Annotated in this window: 6 protein-coding genes; all 6 read right to left on the reverse strand. The window is 69.6% G+C overall.

Annotated features, from left to right (window positions below; all coding sequences use genetic code 11):
- Position 1: 1 nt before the first annotated feature.
- Positions 2 to 12,373 (reverse strand): SDR family NAD(P)-dependent oxidoreductase, encoded by a 12,372-nt coding sequence (locus ACK8N7_RS05525; RefSeq protein WP_500441224.1) that lies wholly within the window; start codon positions 12,371 to 12,373, stop codon positions 2 to 4.
- Between the two features lie 152 nt (positions 12,374 to 12,525).
- Positions 12,526 to 13,389, reverse strand: a complete 864-nt coding sequence (gene fabD / locus ACK8N7_RS05530) for an ACP S-malonyltransferase (RefSeq protein WP_500441226.1) — start codon at positions 13,387 to 13,389, stop codon at positions 12,526 to 12,528.
- Complete coding sequence (locus ACK8N7_RS05535; protein ID WP_500441228.1) at positions 13,386 to 14,813, reverse strand: PfaD family polyunsaturated fatty acid/polyketide biosynthesis protein; 1,428 nt, start codon at positions 14,811 to 14,813, stop codon at positions 13,386 to 13,388. The genes fabD and ACK8N7_RS05535 overlap by 4 nt, the downstream gene beginning before the upstream one ends.
- A gap of 39 nt (positions 14,814 to 14,852) precedes the next feature.
- Positions 14,853 to 15,365: a hypothetical protein gene (locus tag ACK8N7_RS05540; RefSeq protein ID WP_500441230.1), complete on the reverse strand. Its 513-nt coding sequence runs from the start codon at positions 15,363 to 15,365 to the stop codon at positions 14,853 to 14,855.
- Between the two features lie 40 nt (positions 15,366 to 15,405).
- Positions 15,406 to 15,906, reverse strand: coding sequence for a hypothetical protein (locus tag ACK8N7_RS05545; RefSeq protein ID WP_500441231.1), 501 nt, complete (start codon positions 15,904 to 15,906; stop codon positions 15,406 to 15,408).
- 152 nt (positions 15,907 to 16,058) lie between these two features.
- Positions 16,059 to 18,875 carry an ATP-binding protein gene (locus ACK8N7_RS05550; RefSeq protein WP_500441232.1) on the reverse strand — a complete coding sequence of 939 codons (2,817 nt, stop codon included), beginning with the start codon at positions 18,873 to 18,875 and terminating at the stop codon, positions 16,059 to 16,061.
- Positions 18,876 to 18,948: the final 73 nt, after the last annotated feature.

The raw sequence follows: 18,948 nt of genomic DNA on the forward strand, positions 1-18,948 counted from the left end.
GCTAGATCAGTTCCTCCAGCTGAAGCAAAGGACGGGGTCGGTGTGCGGGCTGGGGGCTGGTGCCCATAGGCCGTTCGACCCAATGGCGCCTCCGGTGGAACACCGGGGCGGGCAGGGGCGCACGCGTCACCGTGTGAGCGCTGCTTTCGCCCTGTGTCAGTTCACGCACCACGGCGTGGCAGTTGGTGCCGCCGAAGCCGAAGGCGCTGATGCCTGCGCGCCTGATCCCGTGACGGGGGTGCCACTCCCCCAGTTCCGTCTGCAGACGGAAGGGGGACGCATCGAAGGCGAACCGGGGGTTCGGCCGTTCGCAGTGCAGGGTGGGTGGCAGGGTCCGGTTCACGAGGGAGAGCACGACCTTGTGCAGACTCGCCATTCCGGCGGCCATCAGCAGATGGCCCACGTTCGACTTCACACTGCCGACGCCGCAGAACCCCCGCTCCGTCGTGAACTCGCCGAATACGCCGGTGAGCGCTTTCAGCTCGATCGGGTCACCGATCATGGTGCCGGTGCCGTGTGCCTCCACGTACGACACACTCGCGGCGTCCGCCCCCGCCTTGGCGAGCGCGTCACGGACCACTGCCTGCTGCGCCTCGGGGTTCGGCGTCGTCAGTCCCATGGTGCGGCCGTCGTTGTTCATGGCCGTGGCTTCGATGACAGCCAGAATCCGGTCACCGTCCGAGAGCGCCCGGTCCAGGGGCTTGACCAGCACGGCCCCCGCTCCCTCCCCCGGCACGAAGCCGTTGGCCCCGGCATCGAAGACCCGGCAGGCGCCGTCCGGGGACAGTGCGCGTGACGCGCTGAGCGACAGGTAGGCGGTCTCGTCGAGGATCAGGTCGGCACCGCCCACGAGAGCCATCTCGCACTCGCCCAGTTGCAGTGCCTGCCGGGCCAGATGAAGGCTGGTGAGTGAGGAGGAGCAAGCGGTGTCGACGACCATGTTGGGGCCCCGCAGGTCTCGGAAGTGGGCGAGGTGGGCGCCGATGAAGTTCTGGTTGAGTCCGGTGGCCGTGGCTCTGTGCGGCACCGTGATCCGTGAGCCATAAGAACTCGTGCCCGACCCGACGAACACTCCGACGCGCCTGCCGGCCAGTTCGTCGCTCCGGTAGCCCGCGTCCGCGAACGTCTCCTCGGCCACCTCCAGGAACAGTCGCGTCAACGGATCGACATGGGCCGCGTCCTTCTCCGGTATCCCGAAGTAGCCGGCGTCGAAGTCCTCGATACCGTCCAGGAAACCGCCCCACTTGCTGACGCTTCGGCCGTCGCGATGCTCCGGTGAGTACAGCGTGGCGACGTCCCAGCGCGAACGGGGAACCTCGCGTACACCGGAGCGACCCTGGCGCAACAGGTCCCAGAAGTCCGCCGTCGTGGCAGCGCCCGGGAAGCGGCCGGCCATGCCGACGACCGCGAGCGGCATGGCCGTCGGCGCGGTGCCCGCCGGGGCACCGACCGGCAGTACGGCCGGGAATGCGGCCGGGGGTACGGCCGACGCGGAGGCGGGCGTGTCCGACGTGGTGCGGGCCCAGCGGGCGATGCCTTCGGAGTACCGCTCGCACAGGTGGTCGGCCAGCCGCGACACGCTGGGGTGTTCAAGGACGACCGAGGGCTCCAACGGCGCTCCGGCCAGTGGCTCCAGAGCACTGACGATGCCGGCGATCAGGATGGAGTCGACGCCGAGATCCGCGAACGCGGCGTCCGGCCGGATCCTGCCGCGGTCGAGCAGCAGCGTTTCCGCGAGCACGTCGGTGATGTGACTCGCACAGCTGCTCCTCAGCTCTCCGGGATGCGCCGAGACGTCGTCGGAGGCCCGCAGGCCCTCCCCCGTGAGGGTGGCGGACGGAGCGGGTCGCCCGCCGTCGGTAGCTGACAGCAAATCAGTCGCCCCCGCTCGGGCCGCTACGGCGACGAGGCTGGTGTGTCCGGTCGTGGAGAGCGCCGAGTCGAGCAGGGCGAGGCCCTGGTCCCGGGTCAGCGCGGAGAGTCCGAGTTCCCGGTAGCGGGGGCTGGTGACCTCGCCCATTCCTGCTCCCGCCCAGCTGCCCCAGTCGATGGCGAGCCAGCGGGTACGCGTCCCCCGCGCGATTTCACGGCGCGCCGCGTAGGCCGCGTAGGCGTCGAGTGCGGCATTGGCGCTGGCGTAGTCGCTCAGGCCGACGGCCAAGGAGGGGATGACGGCGGAGAGCGACGAATACAGCACGACGAAGTCCGGTTCGTCCTCGGCCAGCGCACGGTCGATCTCTACCAGAGCGGCCCCCTTCGGTTCCCAGCACGCCAGGATCTCGTGCAGCGGCTTCCGCAAGAAGGCGGGTGTGGGCGCCACCGAGCCGGCGCAGTGGAGCACGCCTGCCGGCCGGCCGAACCGACCGCGTACGTCTGCCAGGAAGCTGTCCACCGCTGCGGGGTCGGTGAGCGGGCCACTGTGGAGCAGGACCTCGGCGCCCGCGCTCTCCAGGCGCTGGATCGCCGCGACCCGGTCCGCCCACCAGGCGTCCGGTGGAGCACCGGTCCAGCGGTGCCGGGGAGGCAGTTCCCTGCGTCCGGCGAGGACCAGCCTGCGCGCACCGCGTTCAACGAGGAGCTCGGCCACGGCCAGACCGAGGCCCCCGGTGCCTCCCGTAATGACGTAGGGCCTCTGGGCGGTGATGACGAACGTGCCCAGCCTGTCGGTCCCGCCGGACGGGGGAACCTCGATCGGCGTGAGCCGAGGCACCTCGCGAACACCGTTGTGGAAGCGGATCTCAGGTTCCTCACCGGCGGTCACGACCTCGCGGAGCGCCAGGCCGAGGAGGCTATCCAGGCCGTCGACGCTGTCGTCGGCTTCGACCGTGACCGTGCGGACGGCACCGTACTCGGCTCCGATCGCCCTGGCCAGAGCGGCGAACCTGGCTCCTCCCACCCCTGCGTCCGGGAGCTGGTGGCGCGTCTCTGCCCCGACCGGCCGCCGCACATGAACCAGGCGCGGTTCACCGACGCGATCGTCCGCCAGGAGTCTCTGTAGCAGCCCGACGCGGCCGTTCTCACAGTTCGGCAGAGCCGCACCTGACACGTCGGCCAGGTCGATCACGCTGTGCAGTGGACCGTGGCACGACAGGATGTCGTCCGCGATCCGAAGACCCGCCTCGTACTCCCCGAACTCCATCTCGTACTGGTGAGGTACCAGGGGCGGTAGCGCGGAAGGTTCGCGGACGACCACCCATCGCACATGATCGAAGCCGGCGAGGTCCTCGGTGAAGGAGACTCCAGCCTCATGGCCGACCAGAAGCAGACAGAGAGGGCGCCCGTCGAGCGGCGCAGTGGTGGCGGGTGCCGGCATCCACTGCCGGGCCATCAGGCGGGGCAGGTACGCCGCCCGGTCTGCTGACGAAGCCGTCGCGGGCGTCATGTCGTCCTCCCCGTCCAGCGGCGGTCCGTACGTGGTCGAGTGGTCGAAGGGGTAGACCGGGAAGGCGACCCGGCGCCGGGCCGGACCGGCCGCGGCACCGACGGGCTCGCCGGCCACCCAGGCCAGCGCGTCCCGATGCACCGCGCCGGTTCCCGGAGCACTCCGCTTCCCGTCACCACCGGTGTACAGGCCGTGCGCCGTGTCCCCCGAGAGATAGGCGTCCAGTTGTCCCACCAGCTGATGCCGGTCGGAAGCCACGGCGGCGAGTCGGACCGGCAACGCGCCGCGGGCCGTCCGGGAGGTGTGGGCGAGATCGGCCAGGGAGTGACCGGTACGTGCGACGGAGGACCGCAGTCGTCGCACGTACTCACCGAGACGGTCGGTATCGGTAGCGGAGAGCACGATCAGGTGCTCGCCACCGTCCTGGTCGTGGGGGCCGGCGTCGTCCTCGGGGTGCGGGCGCGAAGGCGGCTCCTCGACGACCACGTGCGCGTTGGCCCCACCGAACCCGAAGGCGCTCACTCCGGCCCGGAGCGGCAGCTGGGCCCCTGTGTCGTCCACCGGACGCCATGCGTGGGCTTCCGTGAGCACCCGGAACGGTCCGCCCGCGAGATCCAGATGGTGGTTGGGCCGCTCCCCCACCGCGTTCGGAGGGAGAGTGCGGTGGCGCAATGCCAGGAGAACCTTGAGAAGGCCTGCCATGCCGGCGGCGGACTCCAGGTGGCCCACGTTCCCCTTCACCGCTCCCAGGTGGCACCAGGGAGCGTCGGGGACACCGTCGGGCCCGGCAAACACCTTGGTCAGCCCGGCGACCTCGATCGGGTCGCCGAGCTTCGTGCCTGTGCCGTGGGTCTCGATATAGGACACGGATCGGGGGGTGACGCCCGACCGGTTCAGGGCCGTGGCGATCACGTCGGCCTGGGCCTCCGGATTGGGGGCGGTCAGCGAATGCGCCCTGCCACCGTGGTTGACGGCACTGCCTCTGATAACCGCGCGGATGTCGTCCCCGTCCCGGAGAGCGGTGTCCAGCGGTTTGAGGACCACGACGCCCACACCCTCGCCGCGGACGAACCCGTCGGCCCTTTCGTCGAAGGTCCAGCAGCGGCCGCTGGCCGAGAGCATGCCCGCCGCTTCGAGCGACGCGAACCACTGAGGGGAGAACAGCACGTTGACTCCGCCGGCCACCGCGAGGTCGCACTCCCCGGCTCGGAGCGCGCTCAGCGCCCGGTGAAGCGCGGTCAGCGAGCTGGAGCACGCCGTGTCAAGCACCTCACTGGGGCCATGGAGGTCCAGCACATGGGAGAGGCGGTTGGCGATGATGCTCTGGACGTGCCCGGTGACGCTGTGGGCCGCCACGGGCTCGGCGTGCCGGGACAGCAGCTCCGTGTAATCCGAGAGGGTCGCTCCCACGAACACACCGGTTCTGCTGCCCGCCAGGGCGCGAGGGGCGTAGCCCGCGTCCTCCAGGGCATGCCACGCCTCCTCCAGGAACAAGCGCTGCTGGGGGTCCATCAACCGCGCTTCGCGTGGGGAGATGCCGAAGAACCGTGCGTCGAAGGCCAGGACATCGTCAAGAAACCCGCCCATGGGACGCAGGTCGCCGAACCGCCCCGGAGAGGCCTTGGAGACCAAGTCACGACCGGCCATGAGCTGGGCCCAGTAGCTGTCGAGGTCCGCGGCGCCCGGGAACCGGCCGGACATCCCGATCACCGCGACTGCCGAGGACCGCGCCCCGTCGGCTTCCGACCTGCCGTGCCGGAGCAGGGACCGTGTGCTGCCGTTGGTCGCGCGGCTTCCTGCGGGAGCTCCGCTCAGGGGCACGGACTCCGCCACCCGGTCCCGGTGACGGCTGAGCAGTTCCGTCACCAGAGCGTCGATCGTGGGCGCCTGATAGAAGACCACGGGCGTGAGAGTCAGCTGGAACTGCTCGTTGAGCCGGTTCGCGAAGTCGGTGAACAGCATGGAGTTGAAGCCGTAGTCACCGAACTCGGATGCCGTGTCCACCTGCGCGTACGGGATCCCCGCCAGGTCGGCCGCTTCGTGGCGGAGCCGGTCGCACAGCCGGGCGCGCACGTCCGCGCCGGGGTCCGTCGCTTCCAGGACGGGGCCGGTGCTCCGGCCGACGGCGGCAGCGGTCGGCTCCAGGGCCTTGAGCGCGGAACCGATGCGCTGTTGGTCGCCCCAGCCGATCAGCACCGTGGGGCGGCCCAAGCGTAGGACGTCCTCGAGGGCTCGCAGGGCCGCCGGTGTGGCGATCGCGGTCAGACCGACCGTCGTGGCGGTCAGCCGACGGACTGCGGGCGGCATCTCCATGCCGCCCTCCTCCCACAGTGGCCACGCGGCCGAGATCGAACGGCCGTGCCGTTCTCCTCTTTCCACACGCTCCGCGCGGTGTTCGGCGAACGCGTCGAGGAACCGGTTGCCCGCGCAGTAGGCGGCCTGCCCCGCGTTGCCGAAGGTGCCGACGAACGAGGACATGGCCAGGAAGAAGTCCAGCTCGTCGTCAGCGGTCGCCGCGTCGAGCACGGTCGTGCCCGTGACCTTGGGAGCGAGTACGGCCGCTGTCTCCGCGTCCGTCCTACCGCGCGCGGGCCCGTCGAGCAGGACGCCCGCCGCATGGATCACCCCGCGGAGGGGCCCGTGGTGCTCACGGGCGGAGTCGAGCGCCTTCACCAGCGCGGAAGCGTCGGTGACGTCGGCTCGCAGGTACAGGAGGTCTCCGCCGCATGCACGTACCCGCTCACGCAGCCGCTCCGTGCCGGTCGTCGGAGCCGAGCGCCCCACCAGGGTCACCGATGCTCCATGCCGTTCGGCGAGATGGGCGGTCAGCAGGGCGGCGATGCCGCCGCTCCCTCCGGTGATGAGGTAGTGGCCGCCCCGCACGAAGACGGAGCGGCCCCCGAGCTGATCGGGCACCGGCTCCCACCGCCGCACCTGCCGGTGCGCACCGTGGAAACGCACCTCGGTCGATCCGTGCGCGACCTCGGCGAGCACACGGGCCGGCTCCGGCTCCTCCGTACCTTCGACGATCTCGACCCGCACCGCTCTGAAGCCCGGTACCTCCTGGGCCAGTGCCCTTCCGAAGCCGGGGACGACAGCGCCGAGCGGGTCCTGCTCACTGGCACGGGACACCTGGACGCAGGTCACCCGGCGTCCGTCGTCGGCCAGCCGGCCCAAGGTGCGCAGAGCCTCGGTCTCGCGTGCCGCTCCTCGTTCGTTCGAAGGACCTGGTACGTCGACACCCCGCCGGTCCACGACGACCAGGTGCCGGCCGTCGTCCTGGATCGCGGGGACATCCGCAACATCGGCCACCATCCGGTCGGCCGCCTCGCTCCACGCCGGGTCGCCGCCGATGACCACCACCGCGAACCCCTCCGGGGTGGAGGGCGGGACAGCGGGTTCCGTTACCCACTCCGGGACGTAGTACATCGCTGCCCCGTTGATACCCGGAGAGGCCGGGTCCGAGCTCGCCGCCGTCGGCGGCGTTCGCAACCAGTGGCGTGTTCGCCGGAACGGGTAACCGGGCAGCGGGACCCGACGCCGCCCGCTTTCGGGCAGGGCGTCCTTCCAGTCGACGGCTGCCCCCTCGCACCACAGCCGGCCGAGCCGGGCGAGGTCACCGCGTCCTCCCATGGTCCGCAGCACCTCCGCCATGCTGCTGGTGCCGTCGAAGACGTCCGCGAGGCCCCCGTCCCCGCCGACGCGGCCATGGCTCACGCCGACGTCCCGCGCGGCATCGGCGAGCGGGCGGCCCGGCTCCGCGAGACGGTCGAGAGTGGTCAGCAGCGTCTGCCGGTCGCCGGTCGTCATCGCGAGGCGCATGCTCAACTCCGCACGGCCCAGACGCAGGGTGTGGGCGACATCCGCGAGCGGCACGTGCTCGCCGGGGCCTCGTAGCCAGGAGGCCAGGCGACCGGTCATCAGGCGAAGCTGCTCGTCGTCGTGTGCGGAAAGCACCACGAGGTGGTTGTCGGCCTCGGGCGCGACGCCGGTACGGTCGGGTGACGGCGCCTCCTCCACGACCATGTGGACGTTCACTCCGCCGGCGCCGAAGGAGCTGATCGCCGCGCGGCGCGGTCCGGCGTGCGGTCCGGCCTTCCACTCGGCCGCGGCCTGCTGCACCAGGAACGGCGTGTCGGCGAAGTCGATGTCGGGATTGAGCTCGGCAGCGTGGAGGGACGGCACGAGTGTGCGGTGCTTCAGTTGCAGCATCACCTTGGTGAGTCCGGCTACGGCTGCCGTGGCCTCCGTGTGGCCGATGTTTCCCTTGATGCTTCCGATCGGAATGGCCATGCTCGGCAGGCTCGCCCCGAACGCCTTGGTGAGACCGCGGATCTCGATGGGGTCGCCGAGCGGCGTGCCCGTTCCGTGCGCCTCGACATATCCGACGGTCGCGGGATCGATGTCCGCCCGCCGGAGGGTGTCGCCGATGAGAGACGCCTGGGCTTCCGGGCTGGGAACGGTGAACCCGTTCGTCCGGCCGCCGCTGTTGGTTCCCACCGACCTGATGACGCCGTAGATGTGATCGCCGTCGGCCAGCGCCGCTCGCAGTGGGCGCAGGACCACCGCGCCGATGCCCTCGCTGGTGACCATACCGTCGGCGCCCGCTCCGAAGGGCCGGCAACGGCCGGAGCGGGAGACCATGCCCAGCTGCGCGTACTGGATGCGGCGTGCCGGGTGCAGGATCAGGTTGACCCCACCAGCGATCGCGGCGGTCGCACTGCCGGAGCGCAGCGCGTCGCAGGCGAGCGTCAGCGCGACGCCGGAGCCGGAACAAGCCGTGTCGACCGCGATGCTCGGTCCCGTGAGATCGAGGAAGTAGGACACCCGGTTGGCGATCTGGTACAGATCGGTGTTCGGGTACCGGCTGAGACCGGCGAGCGCTGCGTTGGCGCTGAGCACGGCGTAGTCGGGCCCCATGGAGGCTACGTAGACCCCGACGTCAGGGCCGAGGCTCGCCGCGGTATGCCCGGCGTCCTCGAGGGCGTGGTAGGCGACTTGGAGGAAGATCCGCTGCTGCGGGTCCATCGTCTCCGCCTCGCTGGGCGCGATGTTGAAGAACAGGGAGTCGAACTCGTCGACACCGTCGATGAGCCCGCCCGCGGATGAGTAGGTCCTGTCGGGCCCGCCGTTCGGGTCGGTCACGTCAGTCCGGTCCCAGCGCTCGGACACGTCTCCCACCGAGTCGGCGCCCTCCACGAGGTTGCGCCAGAGCTGAGTGATGTCCTCCGCGCCGGGGTAGCGTCCCGCGATCCCGACCACGGCGACGCTGTCGTCATCAGGACGAGTCTCCGCCGGCCTTTGCGGTGTGGGCCTGTCGAGGGGTATGTCGGCCCGCACGGATGACAGGGCGGGGACAGTGTCGGAGGGTGCGGGCTTGACGGCGGCGGCGAGGGAACCCAGGGTCCGGTGCTCGAAGAAGAGGGTCCTCGGCAGTCGGCCGTACCTCTCCTCCAGAGCCACGGTGGCGTCGACGATCTGCAACGACTCCAGCCGCAGTGAGTCGAGGGTGGTGTCATGGCGCAGTTCGGAGCTCGGCACCGCAAGCAGTCCGGCGAGCACGTCGCGTACGGCGTCGAGCGCCGTGCGGCCGTCACCCGCCCTCGTCTGCCCAGCGGAAACGGAGACTTTGTTGACAGCTCGGTGCAGTTCCTGGACGTCCGTGAGGTCGGTGGCGAGCGCAGTCAGGGCCGCGACGCGCTCCGGAGCGCCGAGCTGCAGTGGGGACTCCGCCCGCATCGGATCCGCCGAACCGGGGGCGGTGGCGTCGTGGGCGTCGCCGCTTTCCACACCACCGTCGGGGCGGAAGACCAGCCGCGCGAGCTCTTCCAGGGGCGTCCGGTGGATGACCGCTCCGTCTCCGGACTCCGGGTGGCGTGTGCCCGGTCCCATCGCGCTGTCGAAGAAAAGACGGGCGGGACGGTTCCTGGCTGTCGGCCGCTGCACGGCCTCCATCGTCACGGGAGCGCCTTCACCGGATTCCGCGGTCGCGACGGCGGCGAGGAAGGCGTGCTCGACACCTCGCCCGAGTACGCGGCAGCTCATCAGGAAGGAGTCGAGGACCACGGCCTCCGTGTCCACTCGGGTGACAGCCGCGCCGACGAGCCCGTAGTCCCCGAACCGGTCGCTGACCTCGGCCACCCAGCAGCGGGCCCCCTCTTTCAGCAGCGCCCGCAGTTCGGGTTCGGACCGGCGGACTGTGCTGAGGTTGAACTGGTTCGTGCGCTGGGTGAGCTGAGCGACCCGCGCGAGTTCGTCCTCACGTACCTCGTGCGTGTCGATCCGCAGATCCAGCCCGGCGACGAACTCCGCCAGTGTCCCCGACGAGTGGCGCAGCGCCTCACGTCTGCGTCCCAGCCGGTACATGGCAGTGCGCTGCCGGTCCTCGGCGGTGACGTCGTCGCGGTCGAAGGCCCAGACCCGGTCCAGGAAGTTCGGGAGGTCCGCCTCGTTCTGCGGCAGTGTCAGGGCGAGCACCTCCGGATGCGCGGCCCGGACTGCGGCTGTCTCCACCGGATTGTCGTCGAGGAAGACCATACTGCCGAGGCCCAGCCCGAGTTCCTGGGCGAGGGCCACGAGATTCTTGGGCTTGGGATCCCAGTTCACCCGACGTGCAGCGACATGCTCCGGTTTCAGCGGCATATCGGCCCGCTGCCGGAACACCGCGTCGACATCCTCCTCCTCGTTCTTGCTCGCCAGGCAGAGCAGCACGCCCCGGTCATGCAGCTCCACCGCCCACTCCTGGAGCCGTCGGCGCCCCGGGCCCATACCGACGCCCAGGGGGCCGTCCTCACCGCACACTCCGCTCCAGAGCGTGCTGTCGCAGTCCAGTACCAGCACCTTGAAGGGGGGAGCGAGCAGGGAGTGGATCTTGCGCATCACGGCCGTGCCCAACGCCGCACAGGCAGTCGGCGTGTAGGGGATGTGCGCATGCTCCTCACGTGCGGCGTCATGGTGCTCCGCGACGGGGTACACGCCGCTCCAGTCCGCACTCCCCAGGACGTGGAGCCCTGCCGTCCCTTCGAGGGCAGCACGCAAGTGGCTTTCGGCCGCCTCGAGTTCCGGACCGCTTCGCGCCTGGGCGGCGGGAGAGGCCGGGCACAGCGCGACCACTAACGGCGCCGAACCCCGCCCGGCCGCCTCGACGGCGGCCGTCACGAACTCGTCCAGGGTGCGGCGCCTGTCCGGGCCGGACGGCCAGTCCTCCAGACGCACCAGGGCGAGGTTGCAGCCGCGCCGGTTGGAGGCGAAGGTACTCGTCGGGTCGAGGAGCTCCTGGAATACCTGGTTGTAGGGAGTGAGACGAACATCGAGGTCCAGCCCCAACCGGTCGCTCCAGTGAGCAAGTACCGGACGCAGTGGATCGGTGGTGAAAGTTCCGGCCACTGCCAGCACACCTGACGGCGTCATCGCACCGTTTGCCCCGGCGGGACCCTCCGTCGGCCGGCGACCCGTTGCGGCGAAGTCCTCCACTACCTCCACGGAACCCGGTTCACTCTGCGCGGCATGGCGCACGATCGCCGCCGCCACCGGCTCGACGGGCAGGGCATCGTGCGCGCTGGCGACGCTGTCCGCAAAAGTGGTGGCCAGCCGGGGTGGTCTGACGATGGACACACCCGTGCCCGGGTACTCCGCCGCGCTCGCCCGCACCAGGCCCTCCACCGCGTGCTTCGCGGCGATGTAGTGCGACAGGCCACGGTGCGGCACCGTAACGTAGGCGGAGGAGATGGCCACCACCCGTCCGCCGCGGGCCGCGAGGCCGTCGGCGAAAGCAGCGAGCGGAGCCTGGGCCAGTTGCACCCCACGGCGAACATGGTCGACAGCCCTGGGCACAGCGGCCGTGTGGAGGTCCCATGCCTGCGCCGCGGGCCCCGCGTTCAGAAAGAGCAGGTCCACCGGGCCGTACTCGGCCTCGATGGTCTTCCGTGTCTCGGCACACCAACGCTCATCGGCCACATCGCCCCGATGAAGGCGGACCCTGCTGCCGTCCCGCCCCAGGGCTGTGACCAGAGCCTCGGCCTCGGCCCTGCTGCGGTGGAAGGCCGCGTGCACCGTGCAGCCGGCGATAGCCAGCGCCTGGACCAGGGCGGCCCCGAGACCGCGGCTACCGCCGGTGACGAAGGCCGAACGTCCCGAGAGCTGACGGCCGGTCACCACGTCCGCCAGCAGCGACCTCAGTTCGTCGGCGGACGGGGGGACAGCCTCACGGCGCGCGACGGTTCGTAGCCTCACGTGCGCCTCGAGCCTGCCGACGAGGACTTCTCCCGCCAGCCGGACCGTACGGAAGCGTTCGTCGATGTCCGTGATCTCCGCCCGGCCCGTGAAGCCCTTGCGACCGGCGGCGTCGCCGCAGGTCATCTCGTAGCCGCTGATCATCGCGGCGCGTCCGGGCGCCTCCATCCCGGCGAGATGACTGGACCAGCCCAGTACGGCAAGGTGCTCCACTCCGACACCGTGATCCGGGAGGCGCAGCTCCGCCCCCAACGAGCGGAGTGCCTGCCAGTCGGGCCGGTAGGCGCCGCCGTGGACCGCGCCCACCGCGAGCTCTTCGAACGGAGTCACCGCGGACTCGGTCGCTGCCTTGGGGCGTGCGGCTTTCGAGGGGGCGGCCCGAAGCTCTCCACGGACGAAGTCGGCCTCGCCCTCGATGAGGGTCCTGCGTCCGTCGACCACCCGGATGCTCAGGCTGACAGCACCGTCCTCGCCCTCCGGGGCCGCCGTCTCGACCTCCCAGACGTAGCTCTGCCCCGGAAGCACCGGTCCCACGAAACGGGCTTGCAGGGCGGCCAGCGTTCTCCCGGTCAACGGCGGGGCCTCCGCGAGCACCTTCAGCAGGCAGAGCAGTCCGTGTGCAACGGGTTCACCGAAAGGAGTGCACCGCGCGTACGACGCGTCCACGTGCAGCGGGCTGGCGTCCCCAGTGGCCTTGGCGAAGGTGAGAACCTCGTCGTGGGTGACATGCAGACTGCCAGTGGCGGACTTGGGGTCCATTTTCGCCGTTGTTCCTCTCCGCAGTGCCGCGAGGTGGGGTGCCCGGCCCGGCGGGCCCGGCTTGATCGGTGGGACACCCAGGGCCTTTCGTCAGGACCTTGCGGGGGTCGCGAGGTCCGGCACCCTGAGCCGGCCCGATCCGAACGAGGGCCCTACGCCCCGACCGCCGCTTTGCGCAGGGACGCCTGGATGCGCTTGGTCAGGCCGGTCAGCGTGCTTCCGGGGCCGATCTCCCGGAGATCCGGTTCGGGCAGAGCCAGCAGATGAACGACCGTCTCGGTCCAGCGGACGGACGAGGTCAGCTGCCGACACAGGGTGCCGGCGATGTCCTCGCCATAGGCGCGGCCCGTGGTGTTCGCGATGACAGGAATCTTCGGCCGGGCCAGCACATAGCCGCTGAGGAACCGCTCGAACTCCCGGGCGGCGGGCTCCATGCAGCGGGAGTGGAACGCACCGCTCACCTTGAGTGGCACCACGGCCTGGGCGTGTTCGCGCATGGGAGTCGACACCGCCTCGACCGCTGCTACCGGGCCGGAGATGACGATCTGGTCCGGTGCGTTGAGGTTGGCTACGTCGACCGGAAGCCCGGAAGTGTCGAGCAGGGAGCGGACCCTTTCCTCGTCGAGTCCGATCACAGCGGACATCGCACCGGGCTCCGTATCGGCCATCAGCGCCGCGCGCTTGGCGACGATCTCCAGCCCGGTCCGAAAATCGAAGACTCCCGCCGCGAAGAGCGCGGCGTACTCGCCGAGGCTGTGGCCGGCCATGACCTCGGGTATCCGCCCACTGGTCCGCACGGAATCGACGTAGGCGAGGGCGTCCACCACATAGACGGCACACTGGGTGTAGCGGGTGTCGGCAAGGCGGTCCGCCGGGCCGTCGAGGCAGAGTTCGGCCACCGAGTAGCCGAGCAGGGAGTCCGCCTGACGAACCAGGTTGGGATAGGTCCGGAGCAGTTCCCGGCCCATCCCCACGCGCTGGGAGCCTTGGCCGGCGAAGAGGTGGACGAGCGTCACGGCCGCGCCTCCCTGCTCCGGCGCGATGACGCCGCCATGGCACCGAACCGGTCGGTCAGGATGTCGGCGGCTCCCCGCATGATCATCTCTCCTATGTCGTCGACGTGGCGGTTGCGCCAGCTCTCGCGTTCCGTTCCCCGCACGAACGAGTTGAAGGCACCGAGAGCCGGTCCGCAGTTGATCTGGTAGTCGACCTGGTGTTCCTCCGAACCACTCATGGCGAGGCGGATGGACTGCACGAAGTAGGCTTTGAACACCAGCAGCATCTTGTGTTTGGGATCGCTCTCGGCCAGTGCGAGGGCTTGCGGGTTCGCTCGCCGGTAGTAGGCCCGCGTCTCCTCCCAGACGTCCTCGAAGCTCCGCCTGAAGTAGCGTCGCTGCAGCTGGTCCGCAGTGCGCCGGTCCAGTTCCTCCAGTGAGTCGTGGCGGCGGTAGAGCTCGTACAGCTTGTTCGCGCGGGCCGGGTAGAACAGGCCGCGCCGCAGGACCTGGGCGCGCGCCCCGGTCTCCAGCATGTCGCCGGCGGGCACGATCGCCATGTCGTGTGCCTCTGCCTCCTGCAACATGTCCTTGACGCGCTCGCTGGTGCCGCATTCCACAGTGCACTGGTTGATGCTTCCGGTCAGGACGAAGTCCGCGCCCAGCACGAACGCGGCAGCGGCCGCCTCCGGAACACCGATGCCCCCTGCCGCTCCCACCCGGATCCTGGCGGCGGCGGGAATGTCGCGGGCGACCCGGTCCCTCTGGCGGATGATCTCCGGGAGAAGGATCACGAGCTGCCGCTGGTCGGTGTGACCGCCCGAGTCCGCCTCCGCCACAAGATCGTCCGCCAACGGCACACGGTCGGCGAGAGCGGCTTCCTCCGGCGTGATCCGTCCTGCGTCCACCAGGGCGTCCACGTGGACGCGCGGCGCGGGCCGAAGGAAGCACTCCGCGACTTCGGGTCGGGACACCTTGGCCATGACCCGGTTGGGAATGACCACGGCGCCGTCGCGGCCCGCACGGAGACCGCTCAGCCGGTAGCGCACCAGGCTCGGTGTCGGGCGGATAAAGGACGCCGCCTCCACCCGGCGTACTCGATGGTGGAGAAGCAGGTCGACCTGTTCCTCCTCCTTCGCCGGATTCTCCAGGCTCGCGAGGAGATTGAGCCCGTATGGACCGTCCCCGAGCTCTCGACGGAAGCGGTCGATCGCCGCGACGATCCGGTCGGGGCTCAGCCCTCCTGCGCCGAAGTACGACAGAAGCCCCGCCCGGCCCATCCGGACGACCATGTCCTCCGATGCGACGGCCTTGTACATGGAGCCGGCCACATAGGCGTAACGCACGTTGTGGTCGGCGGTGAAGTCCGCGCTGCCCAGCGCCTCCGGAGCGATGCACGGCAGCCCGGCAATGCGCTCATCGACATGTCCGACCGCCACGGTCACCCTTGTCTCCTCGCCTTCGACGGACGGATGTGGGGCAGGTCAACCGGCTGTTGCGCCCGTGCGCTTCTCGTAGCGCTCCAGGATGGCGGGCATCTCGGCGCTGACGAAGCCGAGGAAACGCTCCATGTTCGCGAGGCGGCGCAGCCGCTCTTCGGAGGCGCCGTCGGCTTGGAGCGCCGCCAGTCCGGCCGCAGCGATGCGGTGGAAGTCGGGGAACTCGGAGAAGATGCCGCGCACCTTCGGTGCCCAGCTGTTCTCCCGCAGCTGCAGTGTGTAGTTCTCGCTGAGGGCGCCACTGCGCTCGAAGACACTCACGGGGTCGTTCTCAGGCGTGAGCTGGTCCACGATGCGGTCGATCGCCGCACGGGGCACGCCGAGGTCCTTCGCGATGTCGTCGGCGGCCTGGGCGGCCGGCTCACAGATCATCATGTAGCCGACGACGCGACCCCGTTCATGAGGCATGCCGTCGTTCTCGAAGTAGTACTGAGCGACCTTCTCCACGAAGGTTCGCTCCCCCTCCGTCAGAGTGATGGGGAAGATCTCGGTGGCCATGGCTTCTTCTCCTCAGTGCGCGGATCGACGGAAAGGGGGATCAAGCGGAAACGTTCTGGCTGTACTCGTCCCAGCGCTTCGACATGTCGGCGAGATCGCCGACGATGTACCCGAAGAGCTCCTCGATCTCGGCGATACGCCGCCGACGCTCGTCGCTCGCGTCCGCCAACGCTTCCAGTCCGTACTGAAAGATGCGGCGGTACTCCGGCCAGCTCGCGAACGTGTCGGACACGGCTTTCGGGTACCCGTCATCGACAAGCCGGTAGCGGGTCTCCATACCCGGCGTTTCGATTCGCTGGTACAGGCCGGCCAGCACGAGCTGTTCGATCAGCTGCTCGATCTGGTCGACGGTCGCGTCGACCGCTGCGGAGATCTGGGGCAGCGTCTGCTCGATGGGGTCGCTGATGATCATCCAAGCCATCACGCGCCCCTTCTCCCACGTCACGCCATGTGCTTCGTGGTAGTGCCGCGCCACCCCGTCCACAAATGACCGCTCAGCCTCGGTCAGGGTGTCGTACCGCTTATCGGCGGAGATGCTCACTGATCCCACCTTTCCGTTGAGGGAAGAGGTATCCGGAGTGATCCGACGAGCGGCCACCCCGGTGAACTGGCAGCAAGCTTGGCCGAGAAGGGTGGGGGTCCGCCCCAGGAGAACCCCCAGCAGGAACCCCAGTCCCCTCGCGGGGGAGGCGCTCAGGCCCTCCGCGGGGAATCCTCGATGCAGGTAGCGCCGCTCAGTGCGTCAGACAACTCGGAGCGTTTGGCGATGCCGAGCTTGGCGTAGGTCTGGCTCAGGTGCCATTCGACGGTCTTCACGGTGACGAACAGCGCCTGCGCGATCTCCCGGTTGCTGAGACCGGTCGCCGCCTTCTGCGCCACACGCTCCTCGGCCGGGGTCAGCGGCATCGAAGCAGAGCTCCCCGATCGTGTCGGACGCGCCCCGGCGAGGCGGAGCTCCGAACGGGCCTCCGCCTCCAGCTCGGCCGCTCCGATCTTCTGGGCCAACTCCCGGCCGGCGTCGAGCCTCCGGCGTGCTGCGCTCCGTTGTCCCGCTCGCCGCAGCACCGATCCCAGCGCCACCAGAGTGCGGGCCCGCTCCACCGCGTCCGGCAGCCCGTCGAGCAGCCGGTGCGCTTCTTCCACCAGAACGAGCCCTTCGGCGCCGCCCTTGAGTTCCCCGTAGGTGCGCAGAGCCACGGCCAGTGGACGTGCCGCGCCGAAGGCACGAGCCCGCTCCAGTTCACCGAGGGCGAGTTCGGCTGCTGCGGCAGGCTCGCCGGACCGGATCAACGCACGGACGGAGTCCGAGAGATATTCACAGATCGCGGACGGATACCACCACCCCTGCCGGGCTGCGAGCTCCCGGCAGTCGACGATCTCCGCCAATCCTGCGCCGAAGCGGGCAAGCCGGATCGACAGCCGCCCCCGGGCCACGCTGAGTGGCACAAACATGGCGGCCTCGGGCAGTTGTCCCGTCAGTCCGGTTCGGTCCAGGAAGGCCGCCGCCTCCTCCGGCCGCCCCGTATCGATGAGGCAGTGAACGAGCACGGCCGCCGCCAACGGCACGCACGCGGGGCGCAGCGACGTCGCGCTCTGGTGCCTGAGTACGACGCGCGCCGTCTGTTCCGCTTCTTCGAGTCGACCGGTGTCGTACAGAACACGCGCCTGCAGGCTCTGGGCGGTGTCTACGGTCAGCAGCTGGCCGCATGCGGCGGCTCGGCGCATGTGCTCGTCTAGAGCCCGCTCCGCAGCACTCAGGTCGTCACACTGCGCCAGAGTCCAGGCTGCGATGGAGGCCGAAGTCAGCTCGGTGTCGTGATCCGTTGCAAGGTCGCCGTCCGCCAATGCCGCAGCGGCCAGCCGACGGACACGCCGTACGTGCAACCCTCGGGACAGGGCCTCGGCAGCGGCGTGCGCGCGCAGGGCTCTGGTGCCCGGCACAACCGCAGGCGTGACCCGCCGCCGCAACTCCCCCGGTATCAGCCTGGAAAGCACCGAGGCGAGAGCTCGCACCTGCCCAGAAGCACTGTTTTGGTCCTGGGAAAGGACGGCCAGTGCCTCCTCGTAGCGGGCGGAGGCGGCCAGCGCCACCCCCAGGTCGGCCCGGACCGCACTCCCGGACTCCAACTCCTCGACCTTGCACTGAGCTTCCACCAATCGGTCCACCGCCGACGGCCTGTGCGCTCGCAACTCGGCGGAGCCGAGTTGCGCCAGAATCGCCGGCTGCGGCTGCTCGGACAGCGGTTCGGCAAGAGCGTGCCGGAGATAACGGATCGCCGCACGCGGATCACCTCCGAGCATCGCACCGCGGGAGGCCGAACGCAGCACGGTCACGGCCCAGGGATCGCCCGCGGGGTCGGTGCGAACCAGGTGTTCGGCCACCTCGCTCACCTGTGCTCCCGCGGTCTGGAGCGACCGTGCGGACCTCCGATGGGCGCTGCCGCGGTCCCGTGGCGACATGTGGCTGTACACCACCTGTCTCATCGCTGCGCGCCGAAACCGGTACGGCATTCCGGGCCGGAGCACGTCCGCCTCCCGGAGACATCCCGCCGCGTCGAACATCTCGGCCTCGTCGAGACCTGAGACCTGGGCGCAGTGCTGGGGCTCCGCGTGACCGTTCAGCACCGCTATGGCACTGGCCAGCACCTCCGCTGTGGGTGGCAGCTCCCTGAGGCGGCTGCGCATGTGCCAAGAAATGCGCGCGGGTGTGAGAAGGAGAATTTCTGGTATCGAAGACTCGTCGGGTGTCAGCCCTAGGCCGATCATTTGGTCCAGCAACTCGGCCAGATGGAGTGGGTTGCCTTCTGTGAGGTCGAAACAGGCGTGCAGCACACCGTCGTGAACGTCGCTGCCGAGACGCTCGGTGATTCTACGCCGTACTGCCTCCTTGCTCAGCGGTGCTAGGCGGGTGAGGACGGCAACAGGAGAGCCGCAGACCGCCATGAGCAGATCCTGCACGGGTTCGTGCGCCCCGCGGGTTACGGCAAGCACGACGAGGATTTTGTGATTCTCCAGGCGATTCACCAGATAGTTGATGAATCTTGCCGACTCCGTGTCAATCCATTGAGCGTCGTCGACAAGTAAGAGCAGTGGACTCGTCAGAGACGCGTCTCTACATATCCCGTACATGCCCTGCAGGAGCGAGTACAGGGCATCTCCGCCTTCTTCGCGCTCTCCTTGCGTCGTCGCACTGTCCGAGTTGACCTGCGACGGGAGGGACAGGGGTGGAGTTTCCGCGTCCACCTCTTCGAGCGCCTCTCCTGCACGGTCGACGCGCTGATGCTCGAAGAGCTGACGCACCACAGCCCAGGAAAACCCCTGCTCAAGCACGCTACCCCGGGCGTTCAGCACCCGAAAGGCCTGCCCATCTGCCTCGGCACGCGCATGCTGCAACAGGCTGGACTTTCCGGTGCCTTGCTCTCCCTCGACCATGACCAGGCCGCCGACGCCACGTCTCGCCCGCTCCAGAGATTGCCGCAGCAGCTCGATCTCACGGTCTCGCTCCAGCAACTTACATTCCTGCCACATTCGCCGTACCCCCTGAATGGAGACCAATTTCGGCCTCATCGCCTGCAGACGAACG

The organism is Streptomyces griseobrunneus (assembly GCF_046713465.1).
Lineage (GTDB): Bacteria > Actinomycetota > Actinomycetes > Streptomycetales > Streptomycetaceae > Streptomyces > Streptomyces microflavus.